The organism is Achromobacter sp. JD417 (assembly GCF_041879325.1).
Lineage (GTDB): Bacteria > Pseudomonadota > Gammaproteobacteria > Burkholderiales > Burkholderiaceae_B > Achromobacter > Achromobacter mucicolens.
Genome location: NZ_CP087159.1, coordinates 3,992,048 through 4,009,549, shown reverse-complemented (window position 1 = coordinate 4,009,549; position 17,502 = coordinate 3,992,048). Strand labels below are relative to the sequence as shown.

Below are 17,502 nucleotides of genomic sequence, written 5' to 3'. Positions count from 1 at the left end.
TGTTCGGCAGGATAAACCAAAATTCTCCGCAGGCGAATCCGTTTATTACCGGATAAGCAGGAATTTATTGGACTGATTTGGTATCATCGCGGCATTCATCCGGGAGTCCTCATGGACAAAGCCTCCGCCATGCGGGCGGTCATCATCGAAAACCTGCAGTCGGGCGTCTGGCCCGCCGGCCATCGCCTGCCGACCGAGCGCGCGTTAAGCGAGGAATTCGGCCTCAGCCGGTCTACCGTGCGCCGCACGCTGGCGCAGTTGAAGGACGACGGACTGATCTCGCAGCGCGTGGGCAGCGGCACCTACGCCAACCCGCCGTCGACGCTGGCGCAGACCGAGGCGTTCTTGCGCGGCGAGGTGCTGTCCACGAGCCCGGCCGAACTGATGGCCGCTCGCCTGGTGCTGGAACCGGCCATTGCGGCGTTGGTGGTGCAGCACGGCACGCCGGCCGATTTCGCCGCCATGCAGCATGCGTGCGACGAGGCGGAGGCCGCGGCCAGCTTTGAAGCGTTCGAGGTGTGGGACGCAAAACTGCACGAACTGATGGCCACGGCCACGCACAATCTCTTCATCGAAAAGGTCTTCGCGTTGATGACCGCGGCGCGCTCGCAGGCGACCTGGGGCGCGCTCAAGCGCAAGAGCCTCACCCCCGAACGGCGCGCGGCCTACCAGGCTGAACACCGCGAAATCGTCGAGGCGCTACATGACCGCGACGCAGACCGCGCCATGGCAGCGGTGCGCCGGCATCTGGTGCACGTCAGGGAAAACTTGCTGGGGTGAGCCAGGGTGTGCGCCCGGGATGCAGGCGCCTAGTTCACGCGCAGATGCCGTTGCAGCGTATCCAGAAACACCTTCGCCCGTGCCGGCGTCACGCGGTTGTCGGAGAGTGCGTAGATGGTCGCGGGGGGTAGTTTCCAGTCTGGCAGGATCTGTTCCAGATCCAGTTCCCGCAGTGTTTGCGACAGCGCCAGGTGGCTGGGCATCCAGGCAATGCCCAGCCCGGCGATGGCAAGCTGCACGCCCAGCGCCGAGCTGTTGGTACCGATGTGGGTGGGGCCGCGGACGTTCAGCAGGCTCTCGCCTTCCCCCAGAGTCCAGTCCTGCAGGTCGCCGGTGATGATGCGCTCGTGCAGCCCCAGGTCTTCCGGGCAGGTCGGCCGGCCGAATCGGTCCAGGTAGCTGCTGGCCGCGACCAGCACCCACTGCACCTGCGCGACGTGCTTCTGGATGAGTGCCGAATCCGCCAGCTCGCCCGAGCGCAACATCAGGTCGAAGTGCTGGCCATTGCGGCCCGTGTCGGCCAAGCCAAGCTCTACTTCAAACGAGATCTGCGGATAGGTTTCGCGCAGCTCTTTCAGCACCGCCGGCAGGATCGTCGTCAGGCCAGGCATGACCGACACGCGCAGCGTGCCCGCCAGGTGGTTCAGCCGTGAGTTGATGATTTCATGCGCCGACAGGGCGCCTTCGACGTGTTCCGCGCAATGATCGAAGTACTGCTGTCCGATGGCCGTCAGGCTGACGCTGCGCGTCGTGCGGTTCAAGAGCTTGTAGCCCAGCGCCTGTTCCAGCTGCGTGAGCCGCCGCGACAGCGTGGCGACGGGGATGCCGAGCGCGGCGGCGGTGGCGGACAGCTTTCCACGCTTGGCGACTTCGACGAAGTAATGGATGTCCTGCATCGAGATATCGTTTCTGTTCATGATGAGTTCCGGGCGCGAGCCTTGATTGCCTGCCTATTGTCGGCGTGACCGCGCCTGCCGATTGTTGCCATTGCGGCAACATCATGGTCCCCGCGCCGGGGCTACTGCGGTCCGGCGGGCCGGCCTACGATTTGGGCGTCGAACAAGCAAGCGCCGCGCCCGGCAACCCGACCGGGAAGCGCCCAATCCACCCAGGAGCCATCATGAGCCAACGTCTCAACGCCTTTGCCCAATCGCCGGAACTGTTCAAGAAGTTTGTCGAGTTCACCATGCTGGCCAAAACCGGCACCATCGAAAAGTCGATCCTTGACCTGGTCGACATCCGCGCCTCGCAGATCAACGGCTGCGGCTTCTGCCTGGACATGCACATCAAGCAGGCCAAGCTTGCCGGCGAGCGCGAACTGCGCCTGCACCATGTCGCCATCTGGCGCGAATCCAATCAATTCTCGGCGCGCGAGCGCGCCTGCCTGGCCTGGACCGAAGCGCTGACCACGCTGGGCGTGCATGGCGTGCCGACCGAGGTGTACGAGCGCGTGCGCGGCGAACTGTCCGAAAAGGAAATCTCGGACCTCAGCTTTGCCGTCATGGCCATCAATGGCTGGAACCGGCTGAACGTGGGATTCCAGACGGTGCCCGGGTCGGCCGACAAGGCGTATGGGCTGGACAAGGCCCAATTCAACTAAGGATCGATCATGAAAATCCTCGTCATCGGCGGCACGGGCCTGATCGGCTCCAAGCTCGTCAAACTGCTTGCCGAACGCGGCCATGAGGCCATCGCCGCCTCGCCCGCCACCGGCGTGAACACCATCTCCGGCGAAGGCCTGGACGCGGCCCTGGCCGGGGTCGACGTCGTGGTCGACGTGGCCAACTCGCCGTCCTTCGAAGACAAGGCCGTCCTGGAATTTTTCCAGACCTCCGGCCGCAACCTGCTGGCCGCCGAAAAGCGCGCGGGCGTGCGCCATCATGTCGCGCTGTCGGTGGTGGGCACCCGCCGCCTCGCCGAAAGCGGCTACTTCCGCGGCAAGATCGCGCAGGAAGACCTGATCGAAGCCGCCGGCATTCCGTACACCATCGTGCACAGCACGCAGTTCTTCGAGTTCCTGGGCGGCATCCTGCAGTCCGGCACGCAGGGCGACGAGGTACGGCTGTCCTCCGCCTACGTGCAGCCCATCGCCTCGGACGACGTGGCGCTGGCCATGGCCGACGCCACGTTGGGCGCGCCCGTGAACGGCATTGTCGAGATCGCCGGTCCGGAAAAGGTCAGGTTGTCCGAACTGGTCCAACGCTACATGCGTAGAATCGGGGACACCCGCACCGTGCACGCGGATGCCGGCGTGCGCTATTTCGGCGCGCTGCTGGACGACAGCACACTGGTGCCGGGAACCAGCCCGCGCCTGGGCAAGATCGACTTTGACACCTGGTTCAGCCGTTCGGGTGCAAGAAAGTAGCGGCGGTCACAAGGACCTACATGAGCAAACTGCGGCCTCCTCCCCAAAGCCTTCTGGACAAGTACCGGGGCGGCGACTTCCGTCCCCTGTACACCACCAGCGTGACAGTGCGGGGCGGGGAGGCCGCGCATGGCCGCGCCTCGGGCATCGCCATGTCGGACGACGGCGAACTGCTTGTGGAATTAAGGTTGCCCGTCGAACTGGGCGGCACGGGCGGCGGAACCAACCCCGAGCAGCTCTTTGCCGCAGGTTACGCGGCCTGCTTTCACGGCGCGCTCAGCATGCTGGCCCAGCGGTCCGGGCTGTCCATTCCCGACGCCTCGGTCACCGCCACGATCGCGTTCGGACGCGACCCCGTCGATGGCCTGTTTGCGCTGAAGGCGGACGTCAACATTCACCTGCCCGGCCTGGACAAGGCCATTGCCGAAGAACTGGTGCGCAATACCGAGCGCCTCTGTCCTTATTCCAAGATGGCGCAGGGCGGCATCGAAAGCGTCGTCGCGCTGACGCAATAGCGCCGCTTGCCGGGGCGCCTTTCCACGCGCCTTGCTGCCTTGCGCTTCACGCCGGCTTGACCAGCAGGCTGTCCAGTATCTGCAGGTCCATCGCGCGGATGTTCTCCGTCATGTAATCGATGAACACGCGCATGCGCACCGGCAGGTGCTGGCGGCTGAGAAAGCACAGGTAATGCCCGCGGTCGTCCGGCGCATATTGCGGCAGGCAGGCCACCAGCCGGCCCGCCCGCAGATGGTCGCAGACCTGATAGGCCGCCATCTGCGCGATGCCGTGTCCGTCCAGCACCGATTGCAGCACCAGGTCCGCGTCGTTGAAGGTCAGCATGCCGGGCGGCGCCACCTTGCGCATCTGTCCGCCCACCTTGAACTCCCATTCGAACACGCGGCCGGACGCCAGCTTGAAATTCACGCAAGCATGGTCCGCGATGTCCTCGACGCTGGCGGGCAGTCCGTGGCGTGCGGCATAGGCCGGCGACGCGCACAGCATCATCTGCATCGGGATCACCTTCTTGGCAATCACCTGGCTGTCTTCCATGCGCCCGTTGCGAAAGGACACGTCCACGCGGTCGGTGGTGAAGTCGGTAGGGCCGTCGTCCAGCAGCAACTCCACCGAGATGCCCGGATTGGCCTCGCGAAATCCCTTCAACAGCGGCGCGACGATCTTGCGGCCGAAGCCCACGGTGGCGCACACGCGTAACTGGCCCGACGGCGGGCCCTCGCGAAGGTCGCGCATGTCGTCCAGCGCCTGGATGATGCGTTCAACCCCCGGGTGGCATTGCTCGTAGAAGCGCTGGCCCTCGGGCGTGAGCGACGTGCTGCGCGTGGTGCGCACGAACAGTCGCGTGCCGAGCTGATCTTCAAGCTTCTGCACGCTGCGGCTGACGGCCGAGCGGCCGATGCCAAGCCGGTCGCCCGCCTTGGCGAAATTGCCTTCAGCGGCGACGGCGATGAAGGCCATGACACCGGCATAGCTGGTGGCAAAGCTGTCGGCCAGGGAATCCGGTCCGGCCGAAGCAGGGGTATCCGAAGGGGCAGGGTAGGGTGTCGACATGGTGGCGGCGCCGCAAGTGGGTTGATCCTACAGCTAAGACGGCGCAGCCTGCAATCTTGTGACATCACGCGCGAAAAAAAAGGCCTTGCCCCGGGGGGAAGGCCTGGCGGGGCGACGAAAGGCCCCCGCCGCGTGCCGGGCGTCCCTATTTGACCGGGGTCAGGGCGGGCGCGCCTTGCTTCTTGATGAGGACGACCAGGAACTTGGCCGGCTGCGTCTGGCTGGCATTGCGCCCCACCGTGTGAACGTCGTCCGGCCCTTCATAGAAGGTTTGCCCGGGCGTCAACGTGACTTCCTTGCCGCCCTTGACCTGCATGACGATGCTGCCTTCCAGCACATAGACAAAACCATACGCATCGTGGCGGTGAATGGGATCGGCCCCGCCGGGCGGATAGTCGACGATGAGCATCAACGCGTCCTTGCCGGGAATGTCCGGCAGGGCCTTGGTCATCAGTTCGGTGACGATGGGATCCGCGGCCGTGGCGCCGGACGATGCGTGATGGGAGGCGGCGTAAACGGGCTGGCCGAGCAGCGCGGCCGCGGCGATAAAGGGCAATCCGAACTTGGTGGTCTTAGACATGGCCTGTCCTTGCGTGTGTGAGTGATGACAGGTCCATCGTAGAAGCGCGGCCCGCGAGGCGGTAGGCACGCACAAGGGATCACCGTGTTGCCTGCCTGGCACCAACGCATCAGGCCGCTCGCCGCGGCGCGTAGCCGGGGCGACGGTAGCCGGTCGGTAGCCGGTGTCTGACACCCTTGTGAGATTAGATTCATACCAAGTTCATCCCCCGAGGGTGTCAGACACCCCAAGAGGATAATTGGCGTCTCTGCCTGATCCTGCCTAGAGCGTTTGCTGCTGCCGGTGTCTGACACCCTAGGGAGACGCTCTTCGTATGACGGGAGTCTCCCCAGGGTGTCAGACACCGAGAGCAGAAGCAGCCACACGCGAAGCGCCATCGCGACGACGCAAGACGCCGCGTAAGCCCACGAAGGCCGCCCGCGCGGCCGCCCGGGGGCGGGCCCCGAAAGACGCTTCTCGTCCACCTCGTCGCATGCAAGAACCTTAAGAACCCAACTCGCCCCGCTGTCCGACAAGATTCAACGGCAGAGCCCGGTGTGGCGTGGGCCTGGGGGGGCGGGGCGTTTAGATGCGCCCGGCGGAAACCGAAGGGAGCCGAAGGCGGACGAGGTTGAGCGCGGGGCAGTCCGGAGCGAAGGCTCCGGACCGCAATCGGAGCCCCGCCCGCCCAGGCCCACGCCGCACCGGGCGCCTAAAGAATCCAGCCGAATCCCATGCAAACTTACCCAGTCCGCAACTCGATGCAGCGTAATGACCCTCAAGCGCATCAAGAGCCCTTGAGCGCCGCGGCGATGCCCGCAAGCTTGTCCGGATTTCGCTGCACCAGCACCCGCGTCAGCCGTTCGCCATCGGTCTCGTAAGACTGCACGGATTCCAGATCGCCGTCGATGAAGCGCAAGAGGGTCCATTGCCCGTTCACCTGCACCACCCGCACATCCAGCGCGTCGCGATACCGCCGCTTGCCCGCATAAAAGAGCTGCGCCAGCCGCTTGCCGCCCACCAGACTGGCAAACGCGGTCACCTTGTCGCCGCCGTCGCCGATCAGTTCGGCGTCGTCGCTCAGAAGCGCAAGCAGCCCGTGGAAATCGCTGCGCTGCATCGCGTCGGCAAACGCCTGCAACAGGCGCTGCAGCGTCGCGCGCGGCACGGCCTCGCGCGGCGCGCCCTGGCGCAATTGCTGGCGCGCGCGCCGCACCATCTGGCGCACGGCCGCCGGGTTCTTGTCCAGCGTTTGCGCGATGTCTTCGTAGTCCGCATCGAACACGTCGCGCATGAGAAACGCCGCGCGGGCATCGGGCGACAGGCGTTCCAGCATGAACAGAAACGCCACCGACACATCGTCCGCCTGCTCATGGATCTGCTCCGGCGTGGAGGGCGCCGCCATCAGCATGGGTTCCGGCAGCCAGACCCCAACGTAGTGTTCGCGTTCAGCCTTGACAGCGCGCAACCGGTCGATCGACAGGCGCGTGGTCATCGTGACGAGCCATGCTTCGGGATTCTGGATGACCGCGCGGTCAGCCTCATGCCAGCGCAGCCACGCTTCCTGCACGACATCTTCGGCCTCCGCCACTGCCCCCAGCATGCGATAGGCAATGCCATAAAGGCGGGAACGGTGCTGGTCGAAGCAGGCGGAGTCGGTCATGGAAAGGGCCAGCGCCGGGCGAGGCGCAAGGAAGGCAAACATTTTGCCGTAGCGACCAGGCTGCGACAAGCGCGCGCGACGTGCACGCGGTTCTCATGTCCTGCCCGGTGCGATGGCCCAAACCTGATCGGTGGTTCCGTGTCCGTGGCCGCCGTGCGTTGCTGCGCCCCGCCTACGCGCTCTCGCGCGTCACGATGCGAAAACCGATTTCCACCACCGACTGCGCAGGAAGCTGGCCGTTGGCGCGCAAGCCGATCATCTCGGCCGCCTGCGCGCCGATCGCGGCGCCGTCCACGTGCACGGAGGTGATGGCCGGAGACATCGACGCGGCGATGTCCATGTCGCCAAAGCCCATCACCGCCAGTTGCCCAGGCACGTCCAGCCCTTGCGCCGCGGCCTCGGTCAGCACGCCGGCCGCCATCATGTCGGAACTGCAAAACACCGCGTCGATGCCTTGGCCCGAACGCTGCAGCGCGCGCAGGCCTTCGCGGCCTTGCGCGTGCGTCGTCGGCGCGGGCATGTAGTGCACCAACGGTTCGGGCAGGCCCGATTCCAGCGCCGCGCGAACCAGGCTTTCGGCACGCAGCCGGGCGCGGTGATCGTCGCCGCTCAGCACCGCCTGCCGCGTCTTGCCCGCATCGCGCAGGTAGTGGCTGACGGCAGTGCCGATGGCGTCGTGCGACAGGCTCAGCAGCATGTCGATGGGGGCGTCCGTGGCATCCCATGTTTCGACGATGGGGATGCCCGATGCCTTGAGCAGCTGCCGGCCCTGCGGCGAGTGCATCACGCCCGTCAGCACGATGCCGTCCGGGCGCCGTCCGATGATGGCGCGCAGCAGCGCGTCCTCGCGGGGCGAGTCGTAGCCGCTCTGGCCCACCATGAGCTGAAAGCCCTTGGCCTCCAGCGACTGCGTCAGCGCGGTCAGCATCCCGCCAAAGAGCGATCCGGCGATCGAGGGCACCAGCACCATCACCAGGTTGCTGCGCGACAGGCGCAGGCTGCCGGCCATCAGGTTGGGCACATAGCCCAGCGCCTGGATTGCGGCGTTGACCTTGTCCAGCGTGGCGGGCGAGACCTGCTGCGGCGTGTTGATGGCGCGCGAAACGGTAATCATCGACACCCCAGCCGCTTGCGCCACCTCGCGCACGGTGACGTTGGCGCGCTCCGGGGAGCGGGAAGGGGAGTCGGCGGACGGCATGCGGGGCGGGTGCATCAAAAAGGGAGTCGAAAACGGCGGGTGCAATTGGCGTCAAGCCTAACCGCAGACGCGCGCCTTGCGGGCCGGATCGTGTCAGGGTTTGTCCGGATGGTGAACCGTCGGCACCCCGAAATATTCTAAAAAAGCCGTCATGTTAACGTTAACAAAATAAATGTTAACGTTAACGTAAATAAAAGAACCCAATCCGGAGACAGTAATGAAGACCAATGCGCGCAAGTGGATGCTTGGATTGACCCTGATGGCCGCCGCAGGCGCGGCGCAGGCCTGGCCTGACAAGGCCGTCACCGTCGTCGTCCCGTTCCCGCCCGGCGGCGCAACCGATTCGGTGGCGCGCGCGCTGTCCAACAAGCTGGGCGAACAGCTCAAGCAATCCTTCGTCGTGGAAAACAAGGCGGGCGCCACTGGCACCATCGGCGCGTCGCAGGTGGCCCGCGCCGCGCCGGACGGCTACACCCTGATGGTCACCTCGCTGGCCCCGCTGGTCGTGGCCCCGCACTTGATGAAGGGCATCACCTACGATCCGGCCAAGGACTTCACGTACCTCACCGTGGCCGTGCAGACGCCCAATGTGCTGGTGGTCAGCCCCAAGCTGGCGCCCCAGGTCAACAGCGTGCAAGACGTGCTGAAGCTGCTGAAGGACAAGCCGGGCGCGATCAGTTTCGCGACCTCCGGCGCGGGCTCGTCCGACCACCTGACCGCCGAACTCTTCTGGCAGAAGACCGGCACCAAGGGCCTGCATGTGCCCTACAAGGGCGGCGCGCCCGCCATTTCCGATCTGCTGGGCAATCAGGTGGACATGTCGTTCCAGAACGTGAACGCCGTGCTGCCGCATATCAAGTCCGGTAAGCTCAAGGCCATCGCCGTCACCGGTTCCAAGCGCTCGCCCGTGCTGCCCGACGTGCCCACGTTCGCCGAAGTCTCGGTGCCCGGCGTCGACGTCTATGCCTGGCAGGCCGTCGTGGCGCCCAAGAACCTGCCCGCCGACGTGCGCGACAAGTTGTCCGCCGCCCTGACTGCCGCGCTGAAGGATCCGGCGCTCAGCAAGCCCTTCACCGACATCGGCCTGGAGGTCGTCGCCAACTCGCCCGAAGCCTTCACCAAGTTCCAGCAGCAGGAAAGCGCCCGCTGGAAGCAGGTCATCGAGACCGGCGGCATCTCCGTGCAATGACGCAACGCGACCGGCCCCGCCGGCCGGGCATTTTCAAGAAGCAATCATGACTCTTCACGCATCGCAAGCCTCCCAGACGCCCACGATTACCGGCATGCGCGTCGTGCCGGTCGCCGGCCAGGACTCCATGCTGCTCAACCTGAGCGGCGCCCACGCGCCTTATTTCACGCGCAACCTGGTCATCCTGACCGACAGCGCGGGCAACACCGGCGTCGGCGAAGTGCCCGGCGGCGAAAAGATCCGCGCCACGCTGGAAGACGCGCGCGCCCTTGTCGCGGGCAGCTCCATCGGCAACTACCAGCACACGCTGAACCAGATGCGCCAGGCCTTCGCCGGTCTGGACAGCGCGGGCCGCGGCGCCCAGACCTTCGATCTGCGTGTGGCGATCCATGCCGTGACGGCGGTGGAGTCTGCGTTGCTGGACCTGCTGGGCCAGCACCTGGGCGTTCCCGTGGCCGCGCTGCTAGGCGAAGGCGTGCAGCGCACCTCCGTGCAGATGCTGGGATACCTGTTCTACGTGGGCGACTCGTCGCTCACGCCGCTGCCTTACCAGACGGCGCCCGACGCCGACGGCTGGTTGCGCGTGCGGCACGAAAAGGCGATGACGCCCGAGGCCATCGTCCGCTTGGCCGAAGCCGCTCATGACCGCTATGGCTTTCAGGACTTCAAGTTGAAGGGCGGCGTTTTGCGCGGCGAGGAAGAGGTCGAAGCCATCCGCGCCGTGCACGAGCGCTTTCCCGAAGCGCGCGTCACGCTGGACCCGAACGGCGGCTGGCTGCTCAAGGACGCCGTGCGTCTGTGCCGCGACCTGCACGGCGTGATGGCCTATGCCGAAGACCCGTGCGGCGCGGAAGGCGTGTTTTCCGGCCGCGAAGTCATGGCCGAGTTCCGCCGCGCCACGGGCCTGCCCACCGCCACCAACATGGTCGCCACCGACTGGCGCGAAATGGCGCATGCGCTGTCGCTGCAGTCGGTCGACATTCCGCTGGCCGATCCGCATTTCTGGACCCTGCAAGGTTCGGTGCGCGTGGCCCAGACGTGCCAGGCCTTCGGCCTGACGTGGGGCTCGCATTCCAACAATCACTTCGATGTGTCGCTGGCGATGTTCACGCATGTGGGCGCCGCTGCGCCGGGCCGCGTCACCGCGATCGACACGCACTGGATCTGGCAGGACGGCCAGCATCTGACCCGCAACCCGCTGCAGATCCGCAACGGCTACGTCGAACTGCCGCAGACCGGCGGACTTGGCATCGAACTGGACATGGACGCGATTGAACGCGCGCATCAGCTCTACCTGCAGCACGGCCTGGGCGCGCGCGACGATGCCACGGCGATGCAGTATCTGGTGCCGGGTTGGACGTTCGACAACAAGCGGCCTTGCATGGTGCGCTGAGCGCATCAAAAAAAATCGGGGCGGCAATATGCCGCCCCGATTTGTTTCCAGCCCGCGTTCCGTGGTTCAAGACTGCCCGCGCAAGCGTTCCAGTTCCGCCGACAGCTCCGCCACCAGCGCCTGCGCGCGCGCCAGCGGGTCGTGTCCGTTGACCGGCGGCTGCGGTTCCGGGGCTGGGTCATGCAGCCGGGGCTGCACGCTTTCGTGTCCCATGCTGACGTCCACGTCGAACACCAGTTGTTCGGCGCGATGCCAGGTGGTGAACCATTCCAGCGGTTTGCCGTGCTGGTCCATGCCCTGGCCTTGCAGCATCAGCAGCGGCGTGCCGGTCTGTGTGTCGAGCAGCCTGGCGAGCTTGTCGTCGGCCGCGACGGCGCGGATCTGGTTGCGCCCCGCGCCGGGGCGCAGGCCGAACTGCCGCGTCAGCACGCCGTGCAGGGAGGCGTCGGCCAGATGGTCGGCGACGAGGCCCGGCACCGCGTCGGCGGGCAGCCAGGTGCGCACGTAGGCCAGCGGCGCTTCGGCCACGTGGCGCAGGCGTTCCAGCAATAATAGGCGGGTGGTGCCGAAGAACTCGGCAACGTCGGCGGGCGGCTCGGCCGGGCCCAGCGCCAGCACGCGCGTGCGCAGCGCAACACCCGATTGGGCGAACTGTTCGTAAAGACCCGTGGACCGCTGCACCAGGCGGCGGTGTTCCTGCGGCGCCGCCACGGTGGCGGGACGGCCGGTCTCGCGTTGAATGAGACCCTCGGCGGCCAGTGCCGCCAGGGCCTGGCGCACCACGCTGCGCGCCACGCCGAAGCGTTCGCATAGCGCCGCCTCGCTGGGCAGCACGGCGCCTGCCGCGAGCTTGTTCGTGCGGATATATCCGCGCAACCGCGACGCCACCTGGGCGTGCAGCGGGATGTCTCCCGCGCGGTCAAGATCAGGCAATGCGTCGTGCGTGGCGGGCGCCATGGGAATCAACCTCCGGTTTGTGCCCGCGCAGTTTCCCATACATGCGTCCAGCCCGGGGCCAGGTGCGCGGCGCGCTCGGCGGCCAGGATCAGGCTGTCTTCGCGCGCGATGCCCTTGCCGGCAATGTCGAACGCGGTGCCGTGGTCCACGGACACGCGCACGACCGGCAGGCCCACGGTGATGTTGACGCCGTCGTCGCCGTACACGGACTTGAAGGGCGCGTGGCCCTGGTCGTGGTAACAGGCGATCACGAACTTCCACTTGCCGCGCACGGCCTGCGGGAACAGCGCGTCGGCCGGGATGGGACCCGCGGCCAGGATGCCGGCGGCGTTGGCTTCGGCCACGGCGGGCGCCAGGATGTCGGCGTCTTCGCTGCCGAAGATGCCGTTCTCACCGGCGTGCGGGTTCAGGCCCGCGACCGCCACGGGTTCGTCGGCACGGCCCAGCGCGGTGGCGAACGAGCCGGCCAGCCGCAGCACGGCGCGCATGCGGGCAGGGTTCACGTCTTCGATGGCCTGGCGCAGCGACACGTGCGTCGTGGCGTGGAAGATGTAGAGGTCGCCGGCCGACAGCACCAGTGAGAACGTCTTGACCCCGAACTCATGCGCCAGCAGTTCGGTGTGGCCGGGCCACTTGTGGCCGGCGGCGTGCATGGCGGCCTTGTTCAGCGGTGCGGTGACGATGCCGTCGATCTCGCCGGCGCGCGCCAGGGCGCAGGCCGTCGTGACAAAGCGGACCGAGCCGTCGCCGGCGTCCGCGCTGATCTCGCCCAACTTCACGTGCGCCAGCGACGGGCCGGCCTGCAGCACTTCGATCAGGCCCGGGGTGTTGGTCGCGTCGGCCGGGCGCTCGATCTTGCGCACGATGGCAGGGTCGGCGCCCAGATTGCGCACCGCATTGGCCATGACGTCTGCATCGCCGACCACGAAGAGGCGCGCCTTCTGGCGCAGTTCGTCGTGGCCCATGAGCATCTTGGCCGTGATTTCCGGCCCGATGCCCGCTACGTCGCCCAAGGTCACAGCCAAGAGGGGCAGCTTCGCGGGAGGGGTTTGTGTCATCGCTTGAATCTCCTGTCGCGGATCGCGCGAACCGCGCGAACCAATACATCTTCGGTGCCAAAGCCGCCGGCCTTGGTCACCACGGGCAGGCCTGCGGCCGTGCCTCCGGTCAGCGTGCCCAGAGGCACGCCGCCCATCACTTCGTCCACCAGCGCGATGCCGTTGGCTTGCAGCGCCAACAGCACGCTGCGCGCGCCGTCGCCGCCGGTGGCGACCACGCCGGCCGCGCGCGAGGCGGCAATCAATTGCGCGGCCAGGCTGCCGAGCCGGTCGGCGACCTTGTCGGAATCCAGGCCGGCGCGCTGGCCTTCGGGGGCCAGCAGCAGAATCGTGCCCGCTTCGAGCGGCGCCTGCGCGTGCGCCTGCAGCAGCGGCTGGCTCCAGGCCTGCCATTGCGCGTCGTCGGCCAGCTGCTCGAGCGACGGGCGCCAGGTGTCGGCGCCCGCGGCCTGCAGCGCGGCGGCCTGGCCGCGCGCGGCGCTGTGCTGCGAGGTCACCACCACCACGACAGGCGCGGTCTGGTCGGCGCCTGCCCACACGCGGGCAAGCGGCACGGCCAGGCCGCCCGCGCCCACGGGCAGGGCGCGCTCGCCCAGCAGCCCGACGGCGCGCGCCAGCCGTTCCAGGTCGTCATCGGTGGCGGCATCGACCACCACGGTGGCGCCGGCCTGCGCGATGCGCGCGGCCAGCGTTTCCGGCGTGTCGTCCGCCAGCGGCGCCACGTGGGCGCTGCCGAGCAAGGTCGGAATATGGCTTTCGGTTACCGGCGTCACGGGGTCGGTGGCCGCCGAGGTCTCGGTGACCGGCTTGCCGTTTACATACAGAATGCCTTGCTCGACCGTGCGGCCCGTGGCCGGAAAGGCGGGGCAGACCACCGCGATGGCGTCGTCGCGCCAGGCGTTGCGCGCCGCGTCGATCTCGGCCTTGAAGGCGCCGCGCAGGGTCGAATCGACCTTCTTGTACAGGCGCGACACGCCGGCTTCACGCAATTGCCGCACGTTGCGGCCGATGACGCCGGCGGCATCGGCGGCGCTGAGCGCCCGGCTATTGGTCGTGACGGCCAGCACCTCGACGTCGTCGTGCGCGGGACCGGCCAGGGCCTCGTCCGCGCCGCCGATGGACAGGTGCGTGCACCAGCCAGCCCGCACGAATTGCACGGCGGTGTCGCCGGATCCGGTCAGGTCGTCGGCGACGATGGCGATGGCGGGTTTCACAAGGCCTCTCCGCGGGCTTCGGTCAGGGGCGGGGCAACGGTGGCATCGGCGTCCTCGGACTTGAGCTCACCGGCGCGCTTGAGGAACCAGGATGCCAGCACAGGAGCCAGAATGGAACTGATCAGCACGCACGCGGCGACCTGCGCGGTGGCGGCCGACACGTACTGCTGGAAGTTGGGGTCGGCAGCCGCGACCACGGCGGGCGTGGCGATGGCGTTGCCGGCGGTGGTGCCGGCCGCAAAGCCCAGGCCGCTCTTGCCGCCGCGGCGCAGGATCAGGCGATAGCCCAGGTAGACCAGACCGCCGGTGATGGGGCTGATGATCAGGCCCAGGATCAGGCCGCTGATGCCGCCGCTGACGACCGCGCCCAGATTGATGCCGGTGCCCAGGGCAAAGGCGAAGAACGGGATGACGATATTCGGCACGGGCTTGAGCACGTCGCGCCACTTCGGGTCCAGGTTGCCCACGACCACGCCCAGCAGGAAGGGCACCAGCGCGGCCACCAGGGCGATCATCGGAATGTCGGCAAGGCCCGACGCGCCCAGGAACAGCAGGCTGAAGAAGGGGCCGTCGTTGACTGCGCTGGCCACATACGCGCCGCGGTCGCGGGCATCGCCGTACTGGCCGGTGTAGGCCAGCCACAGGCCGCCGTTGCTGTTGTCGAAGGCCGCCAGCAACGCCAGGATCGACACGCCCCACAGGCCGTCAAGACCGACGTAGCTGCCCAGGATGATGATGAGGGTGGCGGGCACCAGCGTCTTCATCAGCAGGATGGTGCCGGCGGTGGCCAGAATGGGACCGCCAGTGCGGGCGTTGACGTGCGTGCCGGTTGCGAAGATCAGCAGCGCGATCAGCGGCAGTGCGCTGTTCTTGAAGAGAGCAGTCGTGAAGCCGCCGATGGCGAGCGCTTCGGGGGCAAAGGTGCCGATCAGGGAACCCAGGATCAGCGGCACCAGCATCAATCCACCGGGGATTTTCTGCATCGTGCCAAAAAAGGGCGAGCGGGTAGTTGCGGTCGACACTATCGGGGTCTCCAGGACGATTTTTCTGGGTTGCAGACGTTCATGTGCGCGTCTGTCGGACGGTTGAAAAAATCGTAGTGTACACCTGTACGTACAGCATGTACGTACAGGTTGACCCGAGGTGTCCGTCCCGGATATGGGGACGGTTTGACCGTCAGAAGCGGTAGGCGCCGCTCAACATGACCGTGCGGCGCGCGCCGTAGAAGCAGTCTCCGCGGTCCAGGCACACCACTTCGTACGTGCGGTCCGCGATGTTGTTGACGTTGAGCGCGTAGCGCCACGGTCCGTTCGTGTAGCTGACCATCGCATCGAACAGCGTCACCGACGGCGTTTCCGGCGCGCCGCCGTCGCGGAACTTGGACAGGAAGCGGGTGCCGGCGCCGACCGCGAAGCCGGGCTGGCCCGCGAGCGTGAAGCGGTATTTGCCCCACAGCGACGCCATGTGCTTGGGCATGCCCTCAAGCTGCGGATCGATGTCGGTGTAGATGTAGTTGGCGATGACGTCCACGTTCTGGGTGACGCGGCCGCGCATCTCCAGTTCGACGCCGCGCGTGCGCGTCTTGCCTGCCTGGATCTGGTTCTGACCATTATTGGGATCCGGGGCCTGGCGGTTGTTTTCGCGCAGGTCGTAAGCTGCCGCCGTGAATTCCAGGTCCGCGCCCGGCGGCATGTACTTCAGGCCCACTTCCCACTGCTTGCCGCGCATGGGCTTCCAGCGCGTATCGTAGATGTCCGCGCCCGCGATGGGGGTGAAGGACTCGCTGTAGCTCACGTAGGGCGACCAGCCGTTGTCGGCCGCGTACATCAGGCCGAAGCGCTTGGTGGTGGCCTGGTCGGTTTCCTTGTCCTGGCCCTCGGTCGTGCTTTCGACACGATCGCGGCGGATGCCCGCCAGCAGGATCCAGTTCTTGTCGAACGTGATCTGGTCTTGCGCGTAGAAGCCTATTTGCTGCTGCCGCTGCTTGGGCTTGTCGGTCAGCGTGTAGTCCGGCGCGTTGCCGTACACCGGGTGGTACAGGTTCAGCGGCGATCCCAGCCCGCTGTCGGACTGGCCGGTTTCGCGGTAGCGCGTGTAGTCCATGCCCACGATGACGGTGTGCTGCGTGCGGCCCCAGTTCAGCTTGCCTTCCAGGTTCTGGTCGGCCAGCAGCGTGCGCATGCGGGGCTTGTTGATGTAGTAGTAGCGGTCGACGGTGGTCTGCGCGGCGTCGATGTACGAATCGCCGCGGCGGTCGCCATAAACGTTCGGATAGAGCGACTTGTAGTCGACGCTGCTGACCGTGTTGCGAAAGCTCTGGCGGACCTTCCAGGTGTCGTTGAACTGGTGTTCGAACAGCCAGCCCACGTTGAATTGCTCGGTGTCGTAGGCGTCAAAGCCCGGCTCGCTGGCGAAGCGGCGCGTGGGGATGCGGCCGTTCGGGTTGTGTTCGACGGTACCGCTCCAGGGCAGGAACGATTGCGTCGTGCCGGACCGGTCCTTCTGCCACGAGGCCAGCAGCGTGAGCGAGGTGGCCGCGCTGGGCTGCCACGTGAGCGACGGGGCAAGAAACATCCGGTCGTCCTGCGCGTACTGCACCTGCGTGTCGCTGTCTCGGCCCAGCGCGACCACGCGGTACAGCCACTGACCGTCCTCGGTCAGCGGGCCGGTGATGTCCGCCTGGATTTCGCGGCGGTTGAAGTTGCCCAGCTGTACGCCGATCTCGCCTTGCTGTTCGGCCTGCGGGCGCTTGCTGACCAGATTGACGATGCCGCCCGTGCTGCCCTGTCCGTACAGCATCGACGCCGGGCCGCGCAGCACCTCGACGCGTTCCAGGCCGTAGACCTCGGTGCGCGGGTTGTTGTAGTTGAAGAACTGGCGCAGGCCGTCCAGGTACTGCACGGGCTCCACGCCGCGCACGCGCACGTAATCGCCGCGGTTGTCCACGCCGTAGGCATTCGGACGCACGCCAGCCGCGTAGTTCATCGTGTCCTGCACGTTCTGCGCGCCCTGGTCGATGATCTGCTCGCGCGGGATCACGGTGATCGCTTGCGGCGTTTCGGACAGCGGCGTGTCGGTCTTGGTGCCGGTGGCGCTGCGCCGGGCCACGTAGCCGTCGACGGGGCCGGTGGCGGTCTCGCCGGTGCCAAGGACCTGCACGGCGGGCAGCGTGGCGGGCTGCTCGGGTTGCGCGTGCGCGGCGCCCGCGCCCAGGCAGGCGGCCAGTGCGGCGGCGGCGGGAACACGGGGGCGCAGCCGCGCGCGCAGGGCGGCCGGAGTGTGATGGCGTTTCAAAAGGATCTCCCCACTGGCGCGGCTAAGGGCGCGTCCAGTTACTCATAGAAATAACAACGATAACCATTATTAATTGTGTTGATATGCGCAGCCAATAGCAGACGTCGGGGAAGATGTAAAAAAAGCCCTGCGGCAGCGCGGGGCTTTGGGAATTGCCGAAGAAAAGCCTTGCGAATTCAGCGGGTTGACGCGCAGGCCCGCGCCCGGGGCCGACGCGGGCGCTGTTGCCCGCGTGCGACAGTGCCGCGTGGGCGGAAAGGCGGCGC

General features: G+C 66.9%; 16 protein-coding genes. 6 read left to right on the top strand and 10 right to left on the bottom strand.

The features are described from left to right. Positions 1-111: 111 nt before the first annotated feature. The gene (locus tag LN047_RS18425) at positions 112-780 is read left to right on the top strand and encodes a FadR/GntR family transcriptional regulator (protein ID WP_062839193.1); all 669 of its coding nucleotides are present in this window, start codon (positions 112-114) and stop codon (positions 778-780) included. A gap of 29 nt (positions 781-809) precedes the next feature. On the opposite strand, the gene LN047_RS18420 is transcribed toward LN047_RS18425, so the two are convergent. Then, on the bottom strand, positions 810-1,697 hold the full coding sequence (locus LN047_RS18420) for a LysR family transcriptional regulator (RefSeq protein ID WP_280147758.1): 888 nt from the start codon (positions 1,695-1,697) through the stop codon (positions 810-812). Positions 1,698-1,900: 203 nt separating this feature from the next. Between LN047_RS18420 and LN047_RS18415 the strand changes: the two genes are divergently transcribed. From LN047_RS18415 to LN047_RS18405, 3 genes are read left to right on the top strand one after another with little or no spacing between them, the layout of a single operon-like run. Further along, positions 1,901-2,380 (top strand): carboxymuconolactone decarboxylase family protein, encoded by a 480-nt coding sequence (locus tag LN047_RS18415; RefSeq protein ID WP_373979812.1) that lies wholly within the window; start codon positions 1,901-1,903, stop codon positions 2,378-2,380. A 9-nt stretch (positions 2,381-2,389) separates the two neighbouring features. Next, entirely contained in the window at positions 2,390-3,145 is a 756-nt protein-coding gene (locus tag LN047_RS18410) for an SDR family oxidoreductase (protein ID WP_373979810.1), read from the top strand. Between the two features lie 20 nt (positions 3,146-3,165). Next, a complete protein-coding gene (locus LN047_RS18405) occupies positions 3,166-3,660 on the top strand; it encodes an Ohr family peroxiredoxin (RefSeq protein ID WP_152384986.1) in 495 nt (164 codons plus the stop codon). A 46-nt stretch (positions 3,661-3,706) separates the two neighbouring features. Here the strand turns inward: LN047_RS18405 and LN047_RS18400 are convergent, their stop codons facing one another. From LN047_RS18400 to LN047_RS18385, 4 genes are all read right to left on the bottom strand, one after another. Beyond that, complete coding sequence (locus tag LN047_RS18400; RefSeq protein ID WP_373979809.1) at positions 3,707-4,711, bottom strand: LysR family transcriptional regulator; 1,005 nt, start codon at positions 4,709-4,711, stop codon at positions 3,707-3,709. A gap of 145 nt (positions 4,712-4,856) precedes the next feature. Continuing rightward, positions 4,857-5,291: a cupin domain-containing protein gene (locus LN047_RS18395; RefSeq protein ID WP_142054388.1), complete on the bottom strand. Its 435-nt coding sequence runs from the start codon at positions 5,289-5,291 to the stop codon at positions 4,857-4,859. A 766-nt stretch (positions 5,292-6,057) separates the two neighbouring features. Next, a complete protein-coding gene (locus LN047_RS18390; RefSeq protein WP_373979808.1) occupies positions 6,058-6,933 on the bottom strand; it encodes an RNA polymerase sigma-70 factor in 876 nt (291 codons plus the stop codon). Positions 6,934-7,105: 172 nt separating this feature from the next. Then, positions 7,106-8,131, bottom strand: a complete 1,026-nt coding sequence (locus LN047_RS18385; RefSeq protein WP_373979807.1) for a LacI family DNA-binding transcriptional regulator — start codon at positions 8,129-8,131, stop codon at positions 7,106-7,108. A 217-nt stretch (positions 8,132-8,348) separates the two neighbouring features. On the opposite strand from LN047_RS18385, the gene LN047_RS18380 reads away from it, so the two are divergent. After that, positions 8,349-9,320, top strand: coding sequence for a tripartite tricarboxylate transporter substrate binding protein (locus LN047_RS18380; RefSeq protein ID WP_142054391.1), 972 nt, complete (start codon positions 8,349-8,351; stop codon positions 9,318-9,320). Between the two features lie 46 nt (positions 9,321-9,366). Further along, positions 9,367-10,713 (top strand): glucarate dehydratase, encoded by a 1,347-nt coding sequence (gene gudD / locus LN047_RS18375; protein ID WP_373979806.1) that lies wholly within the window; start codon positions 9,367-9,369, stop codon positions 10,711-10,713. Positions 10,714-10,779: 66 nt separating this feature from the next. On the opposite strand, the gene LN047_RS18370 is transcribed toward gudD, so the two are convergent. From LN047_RS18370 to LN047_RS18350, 5 genes are all read right to left on the bottom strand, one after another. After that, complete coding sequence (locus LN047_RS18370; protein ID WP_373979805.1) at positions 10,780-11,670, bottom strand: GntR family transcriptional regulator; 891 nt, start codon at positions 11,668-11,670, stop codon at positions 10,780-10,782. Positions 11,671-11,675: 5 nt separating this feature from the next. Next, positions 11,676-12,728, bottom strand: coding sequence for a 4-hydroxythreonine-4-phosphate dehydrogenase PdxA (pdxA, locus tag LN047_RS18365; RefSeq protein WP_056323631.1), 1,053 nt, complete (start codon positions 12,726-12,728; stop codon positions 11,676-11,678). Next, positions 12,725-13,942, bottom strand: a complete 1,218-nt coding sequence (gene dtnK / locus LN047_RS18360) for a D-threonate kinase (RefSeq protein ID WP_373979804.1) — start codon at positions 13,940-13,942, stop codon at positions 12,725-12,727. The genes pdxA and dtnK overlap by 4 nt, the downstream gene beginning before the upstream one ends. Beyond that, a complete protein-coding gene (locus LN047_RS18355) occupies positions 13,939-14,925 on the bottom strand; it encodes a 2-keto-3-deoxygluconate permease (protein WP_062839182.1) in 987 nt (328 codons plus the stop codon). Before LN047_RS18355 ends, dtnK begins: the two co-directional genes overlap by 4 nt. A 193-nt stretch (positions 14,926-15,118) precedes the next feature. Further along, positions 15,119-17,236 carry a TonB-dependent siderophore receptor gene (locus tag LN047_RS18350; RefSeq protein ID WP_373979803.1) on the bottom strand — a complete coding sequence of 706 codons (2,118 nt, stop codon included), beginning with the start codon at positions 17,234-17,236 and terminating at the stop codon, positions 15,119-15,121. Positions 17,237-17,502: the final 266 nt, after the last annotated feature.